Source organism: Streptomyces sp. NPDC053665, from assembly GCF_055585285.1.
In genome coordinates this window covers 1,281,379-1,297,927 of the sequence record NZ_JBVJKK010000001.1, presented here as the reverse complement: position 1 = coordinate 1,297,927, position 16,549 = coordinate 1,281,379, and the positions used below count along the sequence as shown (strand labels likewise).

The window sequence follows — 16,549 nt, the reverse complement described above, 5'->3', positions numbered from 1 at the left end:
CGCCTCACCGCAGCCGGCACTCCCGCTCGGTGAGGCGCCGGGTGTCCCCGGCGGTGCGCCGGCACAGCACGACGGTGTCGGTGGTGCCGTCGTCCGCGCGGCGCACCGCCTTCAGGACGATGCTGTGCCCGGTGCGGTCGCCGTACAGCGCGGCGCCGGTGAAGTCGATGGTGCCGGTCGCCATGCCCTCGATCTTGACGCTGCGCAGGTTCACCCAGGTCGAGGCGCGGCTCTGCGGCCGGTCGCCCCGGGTGGCCGCCCAGAACAGGGCACGGGTCGCGTCGTGGGCGAGGGCGGTCTGGCCACTGGCCAGGGCGGGACTGTCGTGGCGCAGCCGGTGGCCCCGCAGGCCGGGCAGGTGCTCGGCCGCGTCCAGGTAGAAGGCCGTCCTGGTGGCGGCCTGCTCCAGTTCGGCCAGGGCCGCGTGGTAGAGCGTGACGTCCGGCGCGACGGACTGGCCGCCGCCCGCGAAGTCCGCCTTGGACAGGTCGTCGCCGGTCAGGATCGCCAGCGGCTTGCCCGCACAGCCCGGTTCGGTGCCCAGCTGCGTCATCAGCGGGTCGACGTCCTCCACCCGGCCCGCGAAGTAGATGACCGACGGCACCCGGCCGCTCCGGCAGATCTCCTGCGCGTGCGAGCGCAGTTCCGGCTTGCCGCCGCTGAGGTTGTAGCGGCGCTCCGGGTGCAGGGTGAAGCCCTGCCGCTGGAGCATGCGCCGGCCGTAGCGGGCCTGCTCGTCGGTGTACAGGTCGTCGGTGCGGGTCGTGTCCCGGGCGAGGACCAGGGCGTACTGCCGCCGGTCCGGAGTGCGCAACTGTGCTGCTATCAGGCCGAGTTGCCGGGTCTGCCACTCGTCGGTGGCGGCCAGGCTGAACCAGTTGGCGAACTCGCGCGGCAGATACGTCGCGGAGTTGGTGCCGGAGACCACCGGAAGCCCGGCCCGCATCAGGGTCTGTGTCGTCGCCCGGCTGGACTTCAGGTCCCGGCCGGTGCCCACCACCCCCACCACGGTGGGGTCGTGCGCGGCGTACGCGGCGATCGCCTCGGCCATCTCCTCCTGGTGGCCCAGGTCCAGCCCGCCGTTGGCGATCAGCACCCGCAGCTTGACGCTGGAGTTCTCGTTCACCACCGCCTGCGCCAGGTACACCCCGGCCAGTTCCTCGGCGCCCTTCACGAGGGAGGACCCGGAGTCGGTGTCGGCGCTGAGCGGCCCGGCGTAGACGACGGTGACGTACGCGCCGCCGTGGCGGGCCAGCACACCGGCGTTCTGCCGGGCTATGCGGTCCTCCAGTTCGGCCACCGTCCACGGGCGGCCGCCGCCGGCGGTGAGGGCGGCGTCGTCGTCCCCGGAGACGGGGGCGGGCAGCCAGTCGGCGAAGCGGACGTCACCCGTGGCGATGCCGATGCACTCCGCGGACCCGCCGGGGGTCTGGGCGCGTCTGGTGTCCCGGTTGGCGGTCAGCACCGACGCCGAGCAGTACCGGTCGTGCAGGGCGTCGGCCCGCATCACGGTGCCCGCGGTCAGCAGGGCGACCACCAGGACCAGGGTGTGCAGCGCCCACACCAGCCGGGCGAACGTCGGGCGGGCCGAGGCCCGCCGGTGGGGGCGGCCCTCCTCGACGGGGCCGAGCTGGTCGTGCGGCAGCGGGATCTTCATCACCCAGGGCAGCACGGACCGCTCCCGGCTGGGCGACTGCTCGGCCCGCAGATTGTGCGCCCACTCCCGGTACCAGGTGCGCAGCCGGTCGCCGAACTTGGGCGGCTCGGCGGCCGGCGCGGGCGGTGTGCGGACCACGCTGCGCTCCAGCCGGGGCACGTCGTCCGCGCGCACGGCGGCGACCACGAGCAGCGGGTCCAGTTCACTGCGCCGGCTGCGCACGTCGCTGATCGCGCGGATCAGCTCGATGCCGCCGTTGCGGTCGTCCGCCCGCGGCAGGAACAGCACCGGCGGACGCGGCCGTTTGAAGCCGCGCAGGTCCCAGCTCCACCTGCGGTGGTTGTCGCGCAGGTCCTCCCGCAGCGCCAGCACGCACAGCTGGAGGTGGAAGTCGCCGCCCGACTTCAGCGCCTCGGCCACACCGTGGGCCCGGGCGGCGATCGCCTTCCAGGAGCGCACCGGTCGCAGCAGCGAGGCCTCGGTGGGCTGGTCCTGGTCCGCCGCCCTGAGGAAGGTCGTCGTCATGAACCAGCGGCTCTCCCGGCGCAGCCACAGGAAGATCGGCGCCCGGCCGGGCAGCACGTAGTTGAGGACGGTCAGCAGCAGCAGGAACACCAGACCGGCACCGACGGCGACGTACCACTCGCTGCGCGCCAGGAGCGCGGCGAGCACGGTGACCAGGCTGGCCGGGAAGATGTGCGCCATGTCGACCAGGGGCAGGCCCGAGCGCCAGCGCGCGGTGTTCCGCGGCCGCCAGCGCTGCTCGGCCAGCTGGTCGAGCAGCAGCTGCCGCTGGTCCTGGCCGGCCCCCGGGCTGTCCGGGGCGGGCGCCGGCCACTGGTCGCCGAGCGCGGTGACCGCGTCCTCGACGGCGTGCACCAGCCGCAGCCGCGGGAAGGCGTAGCGCCGGTAGACCGACTTCGGGCCGCCCCATTTCTTCGGGTCGCTCAGCGCGCGCACCATGGCCGCGGCCCGGCGCACCTCCGTGCCGCCCTCGTAGGCGTCCTGCGCGACCGCGCAGCGCGTGCCGTGCGCCCCCTGGCCCGTGTGCAGCTGCCGCACCAGCGCGGCCACCGCCTCGTCGTCGGCGGCGTCCTGCGCGTGGACGACGAAGACCGGCATGGGCGGCTCGGTGCTCGTGCGGAAGTCCTGGATGAGGATCTCGAGCTGGTTCTGGAGGTGGACGCCGGCACCGGTGTCCGGCGTCCCGTCGTGCCCTCCGGGACAGACCGGCGGCGTGCGGTCGCTGTTCACCATGGGCAACCCCCGTTCACCTTCGGTGAGTTACGAGGTTAACCGCTGCGGATGGGGTGCGAGTGGGTGACGGACCGACTCCGCTTCCCGGGCGTGCCGCGCGGACCGTCGGACCGGCACCCCGGTGTCCGCCACCGGGAAGCCCGGGCTGCGCAGCACCCGTCCGCCCTCCTCGACCGCGAACACCTCGCACTGCTCCCGGGACGCCGCCCACCGGGCGCCCTCGGCCCCGAGCGCGAACGCCGCCGTCGCCACCGCGTCGGCCTCGGTCAGGGTCGGGGCCGCGACGGTCACGGCGAGCAGCCCGGTCGCCGGACGGCCGGTGCGCCCGTCGAGGATGTGGTCCCCGCGTTCGTAGCGCGCGGAGGTCGCTATCGCGCCGTCGGTGAGGTCCACGACCGCGCACAGCAGGCCGGCGTCCTCGGGATGGCGCACGCCGACGCGCCAGGGACCGCCGGCGACGACGACGTCACCGCCCGCGTTGAGGCAGAAGCGGCGGGCGCCGGCGGCGCGCAGCACCTCCGCTCCGCGCTGCACCGACCAGCCCTTCACCACGGCGCACGGGTCGAGACCCCGCCCCGGCAGCCGGGCGTCGAAGGCGCCCCCGGTGGCCAGCCGGTACTCCTCGCACAGGTCCAGCACCTCCCGCAACGCCGGGCTGACCACGCGGAGTTCGCCCCGGTCCAGCCGGGACACCTCGCTGTCCGGCCGGAACGGGCTGAACCGCGCGTCCGTCTCGCGCAGCCACGCGAACAGCTCCTCCACCGGGCCCGCGGGGAACCCCGGGTCGTCGACACGGACCGACACCGGGAACCCCATGACGTGCTCCACGCGCCGCACGGGTCAGCCCCTCGCGTCGAGGGCGGCCTGGAGCGACTCCCGGTAGCCGTCGCTGGTGACCGTCGCCCCGGACACCGCGTCGACGTCGGCGCTCTGCTCCCGCAGCGTCTCCTCGATCAGCCGCGGCACCGCGGCCGTCGTCTGCGGGTGGTCCGGCTGCCGCAGCATCCGCACCGAGGCGATCGCGTCGCCCTCGAAGGTCACCTCCACCTGCACCGGCCCCTTCTCGGTGTCCACCGTGGGACCGGCGACGACCGTGGCCCCGCCGCCCGATGAGGACACCGAGGGCGTGGACGCCGGGGCCTGGGCGGCGGCCGGCGGCGAACCGGTGCCCGGCGACGGGGTGTAGCGCCAGACGGGGATCAGGCCCGCGACGCTGAGGACGAGGACGGGCACGGCTCGTTTCACGACGGTCTCCTCGTCATCCGGCCAGGCTGAAGCGTTCGAAGTGGATCTGCGGCCGGGGCACGCCCAGCGCGCGCAGGGAGCCGAGCACCGCGGTCGTCATCGGGGGCGGGCCGCAGAGGTAGACGTCCCGGTCGGCGATGTCCGGTGCCAGCCGGGCCAGTTCGCCGGGCGCCAGCCGGTCGGGCACCGGCGGGCCGGTCACCACATGCAGCTCGGCGCCCCGGGCCCGCGCCAGCTCGCTCAGTTCGCCGCGCAGGACCGCGTCCCGGTCCGTGGCGACCCGGTAGATCACCACCGCGTGCCCGTCCAGCTCCTCCAGCAGGGCCCGGATCGGCGTCACCCCCACGCCCCCGGCGATCAGCACCGCGTCCGGGCGGGTGCGGTGCAGGGTGGTGAACGCGCCGTAGGGGCCCTCGGCGAAGACGCGCGTGCCCGGCCGGAGGTGCCGCAGGGCCGCGCTGCCCCGGCCGGCCCGCTTCACGGTCAGCCGGAGCGTGCGGCCGTCCGGCGCGGCGGACAGGGAGAACGGGTTCGCCTGCCACCAGCGGTCCCGGGTCAGGAACCGCCACAGGAAGAACTGCCCGGCCCGCGCGGGCAGCCGGTCCAGATCACGGCCGGTGACGTAGACCGACACCACGTCGTCGTTCTCGGGGACGACGGCCGTCACGCGCAGCCGGTGCCGCAGGTTGCGCCACACCGGCAGCACGAGGCGGCCCGCACCCACGGAGGCCAGAGCCGCGCCCCACAGGGCGTACCAGTACGCCGTCGCCGCCGGGGACGAGGCGAACGTCGTCCCCGCCGCGACCTGGTGGGTGAACGCCAGCACCACCGCGACGTAGGTGTACAGGTGGACGAAGTGCCAGGTCTCGTAGGCCAGCCGGCGCCGGGCGTACCGGGCCGAGACCGCGCCGACCACCAGGAGCAGCGCCAGCGCGACGATCGCCCGCAGCACGCCCTCGACCGTCTCGGCGAGGTCCACCAGCTGGTTCACCGGGTCCAGGGACGAGGACGCGGCGTAGCCGAGGACGACGAACACCGCGTGCGCGAGCAGCAGCCACAGCACCGTGAAGCCCGTCCAGCGGTGCCAGGACGTCAGCCGGTCCATGCCGATCCGCCGGTCGAACCAGGGCAGCCGGGCCACCAGCAGCAGCTGGAACGCCATGAGCAGGGACGCGTACAGGCCGGTCAGCCGGCCCAGCACGAGCAGCGCGTTCGAGGCGAATCCGGCCTGGACGAAGAACACCGCCACCGCGACGGCGTTGGCCAGCAGCACCGCGTACAGGCCGGCGCGTCCCACCACGCGGGGGCGGATCACCGGCCGGGCCGCCACGGGGGGTTGTCGGAGGGTGGTCACCGTCGGCAGCTCCTTGATCGGGTCCTGGGTACACCGAGCTTGGCGCGGGGGAGCTGTCGGGAAGCTGTCGCCCGTCTTTCAAGTGGTTATCGATCCCGGGGGCGGGCGCCGGGCGGCTGTGGCGGTCCCGGAACCGTGCCGCAGTATGGGGGCGTGGAGAAAGTACGACTTCTCGTCGTCGACGACGACCCGCCGATCGCCGACCTCGTCGCGACCGTCGCCCGCTACGAGGGCTGGGAGGCGGTCACCGCGTACACCGGCGAGGACGCGCTGCGGCGGGCCGCCGAGTTCCACCCCGACATCGTGGTGCTCGACCTGATGCTGCCCGGCGTGGACGGCTTCGGCGTCCTGGACCGGCTGCGGGCCTCCGGCACGATGGTGCCGGTGGTGTTCCTCACCGCCCGCGACGGCGTCGCCGACCGGGTCGCGGGCCTGACCCGCGGCGGCGACGACTACCTCGTCAAGCCGTTCGCGGTGGAGGAGCTGATGGCCCGGCTGCGGACCGTGCTGCGGCGCAGTGCCGGGCCGTCCTTCCAGCGGTCCGTGCTGCGCGTCGGCGACCTGACGATGGACGAGGACACCCGCGAGGTGCGGCGCGGCCCGAGGCTGCTGTCGCTGACCCCGACCGAGTACGAGGTGCTGCGCTACCTGCTGCGCAAGTCCCCGACCGTGCTCACCAAGGCGCAGATCCTCGACCACGTCTGGGAGTACGGCTTCGGCGGCCGCTCCAACGTCGTCGAACTGGTCGTCAGCCGGCTGCGCCGCAAGCTCGACGAGTCCGGCGACGGCGCCGCCCCGCTGATCCACACCGTGCGCGGCTTCGGCTACGTGCTGCGGCAGGCCGCCGAGTGAGCGCACGGCTCAGGCGGACCTACCGCAGGATGCGCCTGGGCACCCGGCTCGCCCTGGGCCTGGGCGCCCTGTCCCTGGTCGTCTTCGCCGTCGTCGGCACCGCCTTGACCACGTACATGCGCGACTACCTGTCGGCCCAGCTCGACACCCAGCTCGCCCAGGCGCAGATCGCCCAGTCCAAGAGCATCGCCGACCACGGCACCCTCACCGGCAAGAAGTACTACAGCTGGTTCTACGCCGTGTACGACGTGTCGGACGGCAGGCCCGCGCTGCGGCGGCCCGAGGACCCGGTCGACCTGCCGCAGGACGTCGACGACTTCACCGCCCTGGCCTCGGCGCAGACCGCCGCCCACACCGAACTGCTGCGCACCGAGCACCTGAAGGGCGCCGGCACCTACCGGCTGCGCGCCTGCGAGGTCGAGCCCGGCGTCGTCCTGGTCAGCGCCGCCCCCATGGACGAGATCCAGGACACCGTCGGGCAGCTGATCACCATCCAGGTCGTCACCTTCGCCCTCGCGCTGCTCGCCCTGGTCGTCCTCGGCCGCCGCATGCTGCGCCGGGGCCTGAAGCCGCTCAGCGACATGGCGACCACCGCGCACGGCATCGCCTCGCACGACCTGACCGAGTCGGCGGCCCGGCTGCCGCTGCGCGCCGACGGCCGCGACGGCGGGCCGGAGGTGGACGAACTGCGCACCGCCTTCAACACGATGCTGGAGCACATCGACGACTCCCTCGCCGTGCGCGCCGAGGCCGAGCAGCGGCTGCGCCGGTTCGTCGCCGACGCCTCGCACGAACTGCGCACCCCGCTGATGTCGGTGCGCGGCTACGCCGACCTCTTCCAGTACGCGGCCGCCAACGCCCCCGCCGAACGCGACCGGCACCTGGCCCGGCTGCGCGCCGAGGCGGCCCGCATGGGCGTCCTGCTCGACGACCTGCTGCTGCTCGCCCGGCTGGACGCGGCCGAGGTGGACACGCCCCTGCGCCTGGAGGACGCCGACCTGACCGACCTGGTGGGCCAGGCCGCCGAGGCCTTCCGCGCCGGCCGCCCCGGCCACCCGCTGACCGTGTCGGCCGGGCCGGGCCCGGTACGGCTGCGGATGGACCCGCTGCGCATCCGCCAGGTGCTGGACAACCTGCTGGCCAACGCCGCCGTGCACACCCCGGCGGGGACGCGGGTGTCGGTGGAGGTGCGCCTCGTGCCCGGCGCGGCCGAGGTACGGGTCGCCGACACCGGCCCGGGCATCCCGCCGGAGGACCGGGCCCGGGTCTTCGACCGCTTCTACCGCGTCGACAAGGCCCGCAGCCGCGACCGCGGCGGCAGCGGCCTCGGCCTCGCGGTCGCCCGCTCCCTGGTGCGCGCCCACGGCGGCCGGATCGAGGTCACGAGCGAGCCCGGGGCGACGGTGTTCACCGTCCGCCTGCCGGTGCGGGAAGCGGCCCCCGCAACCCCGTGACGTGCGCCCTCTAGACTCGCACCGGACAACAGCCCGCACGACCACGGCCAGCAGCGTCCGCCAACCCGAAGGGCCCCGGCGTCTTGATACGGATGGAATCAGTCACCAAGCGGTACCCCGACGGCACGGTGGCCGTCGACCGCCTGTCCCTGGAGATACCCGACCGCTCGATCACCGTCCTCGTCGGACCGTCCGGCTGCGGCAAGACCACCACCCTGCGCATGATCAACAGGATGGTCGAACCGAGCGAGGGAACGATCCTCCTCGACGGCGAGGACATCCAGCGCCGCCCCGTCACCGCCCTGCGCCGGTCCATGGGGTACGTCATCCAGAACGCCGGCCTCTTCCAGCACCGCACGATCGCCGACAACATCGCGACCGTGCCGCGCATGCTCGGCTGGGGCAAGCAGAAGGCCCGGGCACGGGCCGGTGAACTCATGGAGCGCGTGGGTCTCGACCCCGCCCTCGCCGGGCGCTACCCGTACCAGCTCTCCGGCGGTCAGCAGCAGCGCGTGGGCGTGGCCCGGGCGCTGGCCGCCGACCCGCCCGTCCTGCTGATGGACGAGCCGTTCTCGGCCGTCGACCCGGTGGTCCGCAAGGGACTCCAGGACGAACTGCTCCGACTCCAGGACGAGTTGGGCAAGACCATCGTCTTCGTCACCCATGACATCGACGAGGCGATCAAACTCGGCACGACGGTCGCCGTGCTGCGCGAGGGCGGCCGCCTCGCCCAGTACGCACCGCCCGCCGAGCTGCTGTCGAACCCCGCCGACGCCTTCGTCGAGGACTTCCTCGGCGCCGACCGCGGCATCCGGCGCCTGTCGTTCTTCCCCTCCGCGCACCTCACGCTGAGCACCGGCCCGGTGATCCCGCTCGACGCCACCGCCGCGCAGATCACCGCCCCCGACGCCCCCTGGCTCCTGGTCACCGACGCCGACGGTCGCCCCCTCGGCTGGGGCGAGCGGCGCGATCTGACGGCCGGTGACATCCGGGCCGACCGGCTCCTCCCGCCCGGGCGGCCGTTCCTGCCCGGCACCGACTCGCTGCGCGTCGCCCTCGACTGCGCGGTGCTCTCCCCGGCCGGCCACGCCGTCGCCGTGGACGGCACCGGGCGCGTGACCGGGGTGGTCTCGCAGCAGACCATCGGCGAGGCCATCCGCAGCGCCCACGCCGCCGAGGTGGCCGAGGTCGCCTCGTGAACGGCTTCTTCGACATCCCCAGCGACCTCCAGCACAGCTGGCTCGGCCTGGTCGGGCTGCACCTGCGCGAAGCCCTGCTGCCGGTCCTCGCCGGCCTGCTGCTGGCCCTGCCGCTCGCCCAGCTCTGCGTCCGCTTCCGCTGGCTGTACCCGCCCGTCCTCGGCGTCACCACCGTCCTCTACGCGGTGCCGTCCCTGGCCTTCTTCGTCGTCCTCATCGACTACACCGGCCAGACCGAACTGACCGTGATGATCCCGCTGGCCGTCTACAGCCTCGTGGTGCTCGTCCCGGCCATCGTCGACGGGGTCCGCTCGGTCCCGCAGGAGACGCTGGCCGCCGCCACCGCCATGGGCTTCGGTCCCGTACGCCGCTACGCGCAGGTGCAGTTGCCGATCGCCGTGCCCGCCATCGTCGCCGGGCTCCGGGTCGCCACCGTCTCCAGCATCTCCCTGGTCAGCGTGGGCACCCTCATCGGCAACCAGGGCGCCCTCGGCAACCTGCTCGCCGACGCGCAGAAGTACGACCGCCCCGAGCTGGCCGTCAACTCCGTGCTCACCACGGCCGTCCTGGCCATCCTGTGCGACGCGCTGCTGGTCCTGCTGCGCGTCCTGCTCACCCCCTGGATGCCGAACGCCCGGCGCGACCGCCGTGCGGCGGGCACCCGCGGGGCGGCCGTCCCGGCCGCACAGGAGGCCGCCCGGTGAACGTCCTCACCTTCGTCCAGGCCTTCTTCGGCGACAGCGCCCACTGGCACGGCTACGACGGCATCCCCCAGCGCCTGCTCGAACACGTCCAGTACTCGCTGCTCGCCCTCGCCCTCGCCGCCGCCATCGGCCTGCCCGTCGGACTGCTGACCGGGCACACCGGACGCGGCGGCAACGCCCTGGCCCTCATCGCCACCGCGGCCCGCGCGCTGCCCAGCTTCGGCCTGCTGGTGCTCATCGTCATCGTGATGGGCTTCGGTCTGCTGCCGGTGATGATCCCGCTGGTCGTGCTGGCCGTCCCGCCGATCCTGGTGACCACCTACGAGGCGGTGCGCACCGTCGACCCGTCCCCCGTGGACGCCGCCCGCGGGATGGGCATGCGGGAGTCGCGGATCCTGTTCCAGGTCGAACTGCCCGTCGCCCTGCCGCTGATCCTGAGCGGCCTGCGCTCCGCGGCCATCCAGATCGTCTCCACCGCCACCATCGCCGCGTACGTCAGCCTCGGCGGCCTCGGCCGGTACATCGTCGACGGGCTCTACCAGCGCGACTACGAGAAGGTGGTCGGCGGCGCCACGCTGGTCGCCGTCCTGGCCCTCGTCACGCTGGCGCTCTTCTGGGCGGCGGGCCGCCTGGCCGTGTCGCCCGGTGTGCGCAGGCGCTGAATTCCCCACCGATTTCGTAGGAAAACCGTGACAAGGGCGACCTTGACTCATCGTGAGGCCGCTGGATTGGATCGACGGATGACTTCCACCGTGCGCAACAGCAGGTCCAGGACGAGGAACACCGGTGCGGCGGCCGTCGCGCTCGCCGCGGCGGCACTGCTCGCCGGCTGTTCGTCCGGTGACACCTCCGACGACCCGCTGGCGGGCGAGAAGGCCGAGAAGGGCACCGTCGTCGTCGGCTCCAACAACTTCGCCGAGTCCACCCTGCTCGCCGACCTCTACGGCGAGGCGCTCAAGGCCAAGGGCATCAAGGTCGAGTACAAGCACAACATCGGCAGCCGCGAGACCACCTACGGGCTGATGAAGAACGGCTCCGTCACCGTGCTCCCCGAGTACAACGGCTCGCTGCTCGCCTACCTCGACCCCAAGGCCGAGCAGAAGTCGGCGGACGCCGTGAACGAGGCCGTCAAGGCCAAGCTGGACAAGAAGCTGACGCTGCTGAAGTCCTCGCCGGCCGAGGACAAGGACTCGGTCACCGTGAACGCCGAGACGGCGAAGAAGTACCGGCTGACCTCCTCCTCCACCCTTGCCGACCTCAAGGACGCGGCCCTCGAGCTGGTGATCGGCGGCTCGCCCGAGTTCCAGACCCGGCACCAGGGCCTGAAGGGCCTGAAGTCCGAGTACGGGCTGGAGTTCAAGTCCTTCAAGGCGCTCGACGCGGGCGGCCCGCTCACCCAGGCGGCACTGACCCGCAACACCGTCCAGGCGGCCGACGTCTTCACCACGGACCCGGCCATCGTGAAGGAGAAGTTCGTCGTCCTGAAGGACCCGGAGAACCTCTTCGGCTTCGCGAACGTGACGCCGCTGGTCAACCGGAGCGGACTGCCGAAGGAGGGCGCCGACGTGCTCGACGCGGTCTCCGCGAAGCTGGACACCGAGACGCTCCGGGACCTCGACGCCCAGGTCCAGCTGGAGAAGAAGGACCCGCTCGACGTCGCGAAGGCGTGGCTGAAGTCGGCGGGGCTGAGCTGACGGACCGTACGTGAGCACCCGGGCGGCGCGGACCGCCCGGGGTGCCCACCACCGGCGGCGAGCAGCCCTACGCCCGCACCGCCGACGCGATCAGCTGGTCGATCAGGGCGATCAGCACGTCCCGGCACGACTCCCTGTCCCGCGCGTCGCACAGCAGCACCTGCACGTGCTCCGGCAGCGCGAGGGCCTCCCGGATGTCCTCGGGCGGATAGGGATGTTCGCCGAAGAAGCCGTTGACGGCGACGACGAACGGGATGCCCCGGCGCTCGAAGAAGTCGATCGCGGCGAAACTCGACTCCGGGCGGCGGACGTCGACCAGCACCACGGCGCCGAGCGCGCCGAGGGCCAGGTCGTTCCACATGAACCAGAAGCGCTGCTGGCCCGGCGTGCCGAACAGGTACAGCACCAGGTCCCGGCTGATGGTGATGCGGCCGAAGTCCAGGGCCACCGTGGTGGCCCGCTTCTCCTCGATGCCGTCCAGGTCGTCGACCCCGAGACCGGCCATGGTCAGGGGTTCCTCGGTGCGCAGCGGGGCGATCTCGCTGACCGATCCGACCAGGGTCGTCTTGCCGACGCCGAAGCCCCCGGCGATGAGGATCTTGACCGTGTCGGGTGCGGAGGCGTCGGTGACGACGTCAGAGCCGGCCAAGGCCGTCCCTCACTTTCTGCAGCAGGTCCAGGTCCGGTGTGGTGCGGGTGACGAGCCGCGGCGGGCGGACGGTGATCCGGCCCGCCTCCAGCAGGTCGCAGAGCAGGATCACGACCACGCTCACCGGCAGGTCCAGCCGGGCCGCGATCTCGGCCACGGCGACCGGCTCGGCGCACAGCCGGAGGATCCTCAGGTGCTCGGGCTGGCAGCGGACCGCCGCGGCCGGCGGGGGATCGACCGCGGTGACCGTCGAGATGAGCGTGAAGTCGCCGCGGCTGGGCCGCGTCCGGCCACCGGTCAGGGTGAACGGTCTGACCAGCCGGCCCGCCGGATCGCCCTCGCCCACCTCACACGCCGGGATCGGTCGCGGGCCCGGCGGTGCCGCGCGGTGCCGCACTGAGGTGCTCGCCGATCTTCTTCACCAGCATGTTCATCTGGTAGGCCACCACACCCACGTCGGCGCCGGGGCCCGTCAGGACCACCAGGTGGGCGCCGGGCCCGGCGGAGGTCAGGATCAGGTAGCTGTTGGCCATCTCGATCAGCGCCTGGCGCACCGGGCCGCCCCGGAAGTCCATGCTGACGCCCTTGCTGAGGCTCATCAGCCCCGACGCGGTCGCCGCGAGCCGTTCGGCGTCGTCGCGCAGGAAACCGGTGGACTTGCTGACCACCAGGCCGTCCTCGGAGAGCACCACGGCCTGGTTCACGTCGGCGACCCGCTCCACGAGTCCGGTCAGCAGCTGGTCGAGCTGGGTGTGCGTGGCGGGGATGGGGCGTGTCATTGCGGTGTCCTTCGTCAGCGGTCGGCGGGCGGAGTCGAGGGAACGGGGCCGGGGGCGGCCTGCCGGGGTGGTGCGGCCTCCTCCCCGGCGGACGGCGGCTCGTCGCCGCCGTCCCGGGCGCGGAGGGTGCCGCGCTGGAAGCCGGCCAGGGAGGAGGCGGCCGCCTCGGCGGTGAAGTCGTCGGGGGAGTCGTCCCCGGGGGCGGGCGCGGCGTCCTCGCGCAGCTCCTCCACCAGGCTGGTCTGGGGCACGCGGCGGGGCAGCGGTGCGAGACCGTCGGTGCGGGGGACGACCTCGCGGGCGGCGGACGCCACGGACGGCGCCGTGCGGGCCGCGACGAGGGGCCGGGGCTCCCGCGCCCGTGCGGGACCGGCGGGGCGGTCGGCCTGCCGTGCCGCCGCGGGCCGCTCCGCGTCCGTCCCGCCGCCGGCCGCGGGGGCCGCGTCGTCCGCGGGGGCGTCACCCGCGCCGTCGGCGCCGGGCCGCTCCGCCGGGCCCTGCGCACCGGCCGCGCTCCCGGCCGGCCCGGCCACGGGCGCGTCGTCGCCGTCCGTCCCGCGCACCACGATCTCGTGCGGGACCAGCACGATGCCCGTGGTGCCGCCGTACGGCGAGGAGCGCAGGGTGACGGTGATGCCGTGCCGGTGGGCCAGCTGGGCGATGACGAACATGCCCAGGCGCAGGTCGTCGGCGAGCGCGACGACGTCGAACTGCGGCGGCACCGCCAGCTGTTCGTTGAAGGAGGCGTAGTCCTCCTCCGACATGCCGAGCCCGCGGTCCTCGACCTCCACGGCCAGTCCCTTGGCCACCATGGCGGCCCGGACCGTGACCGGGCTCGGGGCGGGGGAGTAGGCGGTCGCGTTGTCGATGAGCTCGGCCAGCAGATGGATGACGTCGGCCACCGCGGGCGGCGCCACGCACACCTCCTCCTCGGTGTGCACCTCCACCCGCTGGTACTCGGCGACCTCGCCGATCGCGCTGCGCAGGATGTCGATCAGCGCCACGGGCTCGGTCCAGCTGCGGCCCGGCCGTTCACCGCTGACGATGACGAGGTTCTCCTCGTAGCGGCGCAACTGGCTCGCGGTGGAGTCCAGTTCGTACAGACCCTGGAGGATCTCGGGGTCGGTGTGCCGGCGTTCCAGGGTGTCGAGCTTGCTCAGCTGGAGGTTGACCAGGTTCTGGCTCTGCCGGGCGATGCCCAGGATGACCTTCTGGAAGCCCCGCCGGGTGTCGGCCAGTTCGACCGCCGTGTGCACGGCCGTGCGCTGGGCGGTGTGGAACGCCCGCGCCACCTGGCCGAGTTCGTCGTGGCCGTAGTCCAGCGCAGGCGTCGCCGACTCCACGTCCACCGTCTCGCCCCGCTCCAGCCGGGCGACCACGTCGGGCAGCCGTTCCTGCGCGAGGCTGACGGCGGCCCGGCGCAGGCCGCGCAGCCGCCGCGACAGCGAGCGGGTGATCCGCCAGGACATGCCGACGCACAGCAGCATGGCGATCAGCCCGCCGGCGCTGAGCAGCGCGGCCTTGAGCAGCAGCGCGTCCGCCCGGTCGGCGCTGCGCTGGAGCAGGCCCGTCGTCTGCTGCTCGATGAGGGACGCGTACTGCTCGGACAGCCGGTCCATGGCGGCGTCCCACCGCTGCCGCTCGTCGGGCAGGGCGATCCGGTCGCGCGCGGCGGAGGAGTTGCGGGCCGCCAGCACGCGGTCCTCGACCGACTCCAGGGCCCGCCAGTGCGGCCCCGCCATGATCCGCTCGGTCTGCGCCTTGGCGCTGCCGGTCAGCTGCGGCAGCACCTGGTCCTGCACCAGCCAGCGCCGGGTGTGGACCAGCTCGGTGAACCGGGACCACGCCTCGTCGTCCATGTGCCCGGACGGCCACGCCAGGGTGAGCTGCGCGTCCTCCCGCGACACGAGCTCCGCCGCGTGCTCGAGCCCCACCAGCGGCCCGGCCTGCGAGGTGAGGTCGCCGTCGTCCACCTGGGACAGCGCCTGGAAGGCGTGGATCTGGTCGTCGACGATCGAGGAGTACTGGTCCAGCGCCTGCTGGGGGGTGATGTCGGTGGGGTCGTCCACCTGGTCCCGGTAGTACTCCAGACTGCCGACCGAGCCCAGCACCGAGTACAGCCGCTCGGAGATGCGGGCGGGCGCCTCGCCGATGGCGTCCGCCTGCGCGACCAGCCGGCCGACCGCCTCGTCGGTCTCCTCGCGCTGTGCCTCCAGGGCGGCCCGGGAGCCCGTGGGCGACGCCAGCCAGGCGGCCGACATGCTGCGCTCCCGCTGCAGTGCCAGGGTCGCGTGGGTGCCCATCGCGCCGGTCGACCGGCTCAGCTCGGTCTGCTCGCGCAGCGTGCGCCCCTCCGAGAACATCTGGATGGTCGTCACGCCCCACATCGCGGCGAGGGTGACGCTCGGCACCAGGGCCAGGAGCACCAGGGAGATGCGTATGGAGCCGAGGTGGCGCCGGGCACCTGTCCGTCGAGACATCGTCGTCCTAGGGCGATCAGCGGGAGGCGGGGGGCTGGGCGGGGGAGCGGTCGGGGAGGGCGGGGACGGGGCGCGGTGGGGGTCCGGGCACCGCACGCGGGATGCGCAGGATGCTATCCGCCCGGGCGGACGCGCGGACCCCGCGCGGGCGGAACTCGGGCGTCACGGAGGCGTCCGGTCACCGGGTCCCGGCGGCGGCGAACCGTGCCACGGCCGAGACGTTGGACTTCGTCACGAAGGCCGGGCCGGTGAGGACCGGAGCGGTGCCGCCGCCGCTGACGTTGCCGTTGGTGCGGTACAGCCACAGGGCGTCCACCGCGAGATAGCCCTGAAGATACGGCTGCTGGTCGACGGCGAACTGCACCTCGCCGCCGCGGACGGCCTTGACGAGGTCCTTGTCGAGGTCGAAGGTGGCCACCTTCGCCTTGCTGCGCGCCTGCCGCGTGGCCTCGACCGCGCCGAGCGCGTACTGGGCGCCGTTGGTGACGACCTGGTCGATGCCGGGGTCCTGTCGCAGCCGGGCGGCGATGGCGGCGGTCACGGCGTCCCGGTCGGTGCCGTCCACGTACAGGTTGTCGGTCTCGCCGCCGAACGTCTTCTTCACACCGGCGCAGCGGGCCTCCAGCGCGACGTTGCCCCGCTCGTGCACCACGCACAGGGCGTGTTCGGCGTCGAGGCCGTCCAGCTTGTCGCCCACGGCCCGGCCGGCGACCGACTCGTCCTGGCCGAAGTACTCCAGGAGCCCCGCCGGACGCCAGGCGTCGATACCGGAGTTGAGCCCGACGACGGGGATGCCGGCGGCCTTCGCCCGGGCGACCGGGCCGCGCATCGCCGCGGGTTTGGCCAGGGTGACGGCGATGCCGTCGACCTTGTCGCGGACGGCGTCGTGCACCAGTTCGGCCTGGGCGGCCGGGTCGGCGTCCCCGGCGTAGGTGAGGTCGATGCCGTCCTTGGCGGCCGCCGCCTCGGCGCCCTTGCGCACCAGGTCCCAGAAGGCGTCGCCCTCCCCGCCGTGCGTGACCAGGGCCACCCGCATCCCGCCCCCGGGGCCCGCCGGGTCCGCACCGTTCCCGTCGTCGCCCAGGGCCGAACAGGCGGACAGCAGCAGGCACACGACGGACGCCAGGGCCGCGGCCCGGACGTGTCCGGCCGGGGTGTGCGGCGGGGGAGGAGTGTTCATGAGGGGCGGACCTCGCTGTGCGGCCGAGCAAGAGCAGGTGGAGAG

Annotated in this window: 15 protein-coding genes; 6 read left to right on the top strand and 9 right to left on the bottom strand. The window is 73.7% G+C overall.

Annotated elements, in window-relative coordinates; genetic code table 11:
- Positions 1-4: 4 nt before the first annotated feature.
- Genes ACZ6ZN_RS05555 through ACZ6ZN_RS05540 form a run of 4 tightly spaced genes read right to left on the bottom strand, consistent with a single transcriptional unit; the run spans position 5 to position 5,459 of the window.
- Positions 5-2,914 carry a type 1 periplasmic-binding domain-containing protein gene (locus ACZ6ZN_RS05555; RefSeq protein WP_469643256.1) on the bottom strand — a complete coding sequence of 970 codons (2,910 nt, stop codon included), beginning with the start codon at positions 2,912-2,914 and terminating at the stop codon, positions 5-7.
- 27 nt (positions 2,915-2,941) lie between these two features.
- Positions 2,942-3,751, bottom strand: a complete 810-nt coding sequence (locus ACZ6ZN_RS05550) for an FAD:protein FMN transferase (RefSeq protein WP_469643253.1) — start codon at positions 3,749-3,751, stop codon at positions 2,942-2,944.
- Positions 3,752-3,754: 3 nt separating this feature from the next.
- Entirely contained in the window at positions 3,755-4,159 is a 405-nt protein-coding gene (locus ACZ6ZN_RS05545) for an FMN-binding protein (protein ID WP_469643251.1), read from the bottom strand.
- A gap of 13 nt (positions 4,160-4,172) precedes the next feature.
- The gene (locus ACZ6ZN_RS05540; RefSeq protein WP_469643974.1) at positions 4,173-5,459 is read right to left on the bottom strand and encodes a ferredoxin reductase family protein; all 1,287 of its coding nucleotides are present in this window, start codon (positions 5,457-5,459) and stop codon (positions 4,173-4,175) included.
- A 207-nt stretch (positions 5,460-5,666) separates the two neighbouring features.
- On the opposite strand from ACZ6ZN_RS05540, the gene ACZ6ZN_RS05535 reads away from it, so the two are divergent.
- From ACZ6ZN_RS05535 to ACZ6ZN_RS05510, 6 genes are all read left to right on the top strand, one after another.
- Positions 5,667-6,365: a response regulator transcription factor gene (locus tag ACZ6ZN_RS05535; protein ID WP_451879422.1), complete on the top strand. Its 699-nt coding sequence runs from the start codon at positions 5,667-5,669 to the stop codon at positions 6,363-6,365.
- A complete protein-coding gene (locus tag ACZ6ZN_RS05530) occupies positions 6,362-7,819 on the top strand; it encodes a sensor histidine kinase (RefSeq protein ID WP_469643248.1) in 1,458 nt (485 codons plus the stop codon). Before ACZ6ZN_RS05535 ends, ACZ6ZN_RS05530 begins: the two co-directional genes overlap by 4 nt.
- Positions 7,820-7,902: 83 nt before the next feature.
- The gene (locus ACZ6ZN_RS05525; protein WP_469643245.1) at positions 7,903-9,018 is read left to right on the top strand and encodes an ABC transporter ATP-binding protein; all 1,116 of its coding nucleotides are present in this window, start codon (positions 7,903-7,905) and stop codon (positions 9,016-9,018) included.
- Entirely contained in the window at positions 9,015-9,722 is a 708-nt protein-coding gene (locus tag ACZ6ZN_RS05520) for an ABC transporter permease (RefSeq protein ID WP_469643242.1), read from the top strand. The genes ACZ6ZN_RS05525 and ACZ6ZN_RS05520 overlap by 4 nt, the downstream gene beginning before the upstream one ends.
- A complete protein-coding gene (locus ACZ6ZN_RS05515; RefSeq protein WP_398109693.1) occupies positions 9,719-10,384 on the top strand; it encodes an ABC transporter permease in 666 nt (221 codons plus the stop codon). Before ACZ6ZN_RS05520 ends, ACZ6ZN_RS05515 begins: the two co-directional genes overlap by 4 nt.
- A gap of 78 nt (positions 10,385-10,462) precedes the next feature.
- A complete protein-coding gene (locus tag ACZ6ZN_RS05510; protein WP_469643239.1) occupies positions 10,463-11,416 on the top strand; it encodes an ABC transporter substrate-binding protein in 954 nt (317 codons plus the stop codon).
- 67 nt (positions 11,417-11,483) lie between these two features.
- Here the strand turns inward: ACZ6ZN_RS05510 and ACZ6ZN_RS05505 are convergent, their stop codons facing one another.
- The 5 genes from ACZ6ZN_RS05505 to ACZ6ZN_RS05485 all read right to left on the bottom strand — a co-directional run bounded on the left by ACZ6ZN_RS05505 (position 11,484) and on the right by ACZ6ZN_RS05485 (position 16,504).
- Positions 11,484-12,065: a GTP-binding protein gene (locus ACZ6ZN_RS05505; RefSeq protein ID WP_398109691.1), complete on the bottom strand. Its 582-nt coding sequence runs from the start codon at positions 12,063-12,065 to the stop codon at positions 11,484-11,486.
- On the bottom strand, positions 12,052-12,411 hold the full coding sequence (locus ACZ6ZN_RS05500) for a DUF742 domain-containing protein (protein WP_369195264.1): 360 nt from the start codon (positions 12,409-12,411) through the stop codon (positions 12,052-12,054). Before ACZ6ZN_RS05500 ends, ACZ6ZN_RS05505 begins: the two co-directional genes overlap by 14 nt.
- Before the next feature lies 1 nt (position 12,412).
- Entirely contained in the window at positions 12,413-12,844 is a 432-nt protein-coding gene (locus ACZ6ZN_RS05495; RefSeq protein WP_333934841.1) for a roadblock/LC7 domain-containing protein, read from the bottom strand.
- A gap of 14 nt (positions 12,845-12,858) precedes the next feature.
- Positions 12,859-15,324: a sensor histidine kinase gene (locus ACZ6ZN_RS05490; RefSeq protein WP_469643235.1), complete on the bottom strand. Its 2,466-nt coding sequence runs from the start codon at positions 15,322-15,324 to the stop codon at positions 12,859-12,861.
- Between the two features lie 178 nt (positions 15,325-15,502).
- A complete protein-coding gene (locus ACZ6ZN_RS05485; RefSeq protein ID WP_451879416.1) occupies positions 15,503-16,504 on the bottom strand; it encodes a substrate-binding domain-containing protein in 1,002 nt (333 codons plus the stop codon).
- Between the last annotated feature and the right edge of the window lie 45 nt (positions 16,505-16,549).

Bases quoted from the DNA above. Each gene is read 5' to 3' on its own strand.
- ACZ6ZN_RS05485 (WP_451879416.1), bottom strand. From the start codon at position 16,504: ATGAACACTCCTCCCCCGCCGCACACCCCGGCCGGACACGTCCGGGCC.
- ACZ6ZN_RS05490 (WP_469643235.1), bottom strand. From the start codon at position 15,324: ATGTCTCGACGGACAGGTGCCCGGCGCCACCTCGGCTCCATACGCATC.
- ACZ6ZN_RS05495 (WP_333934841.1), bottom strand. From the start codon at position 12,844: ATGACACGCCCCATCCCCGCCACGCACACCCAGCTCGACCAGCTGCTG.
- ACZ6ZN_RS05555 (WP_469643256.1), bottom strand. From the start codon at position 2,914: ATGGTGAACAGCGACCGCACGCCGCCGGTCTGTCCCGGAGGGCACGAC.
- ACZ6ZN_RS05510 (WP_469643239.1), top strand. From the start codon at position 10,463: ATGACTTCCACCGTGCGCAACAGCAGGTCCAGGACGAGGAACACCGGT.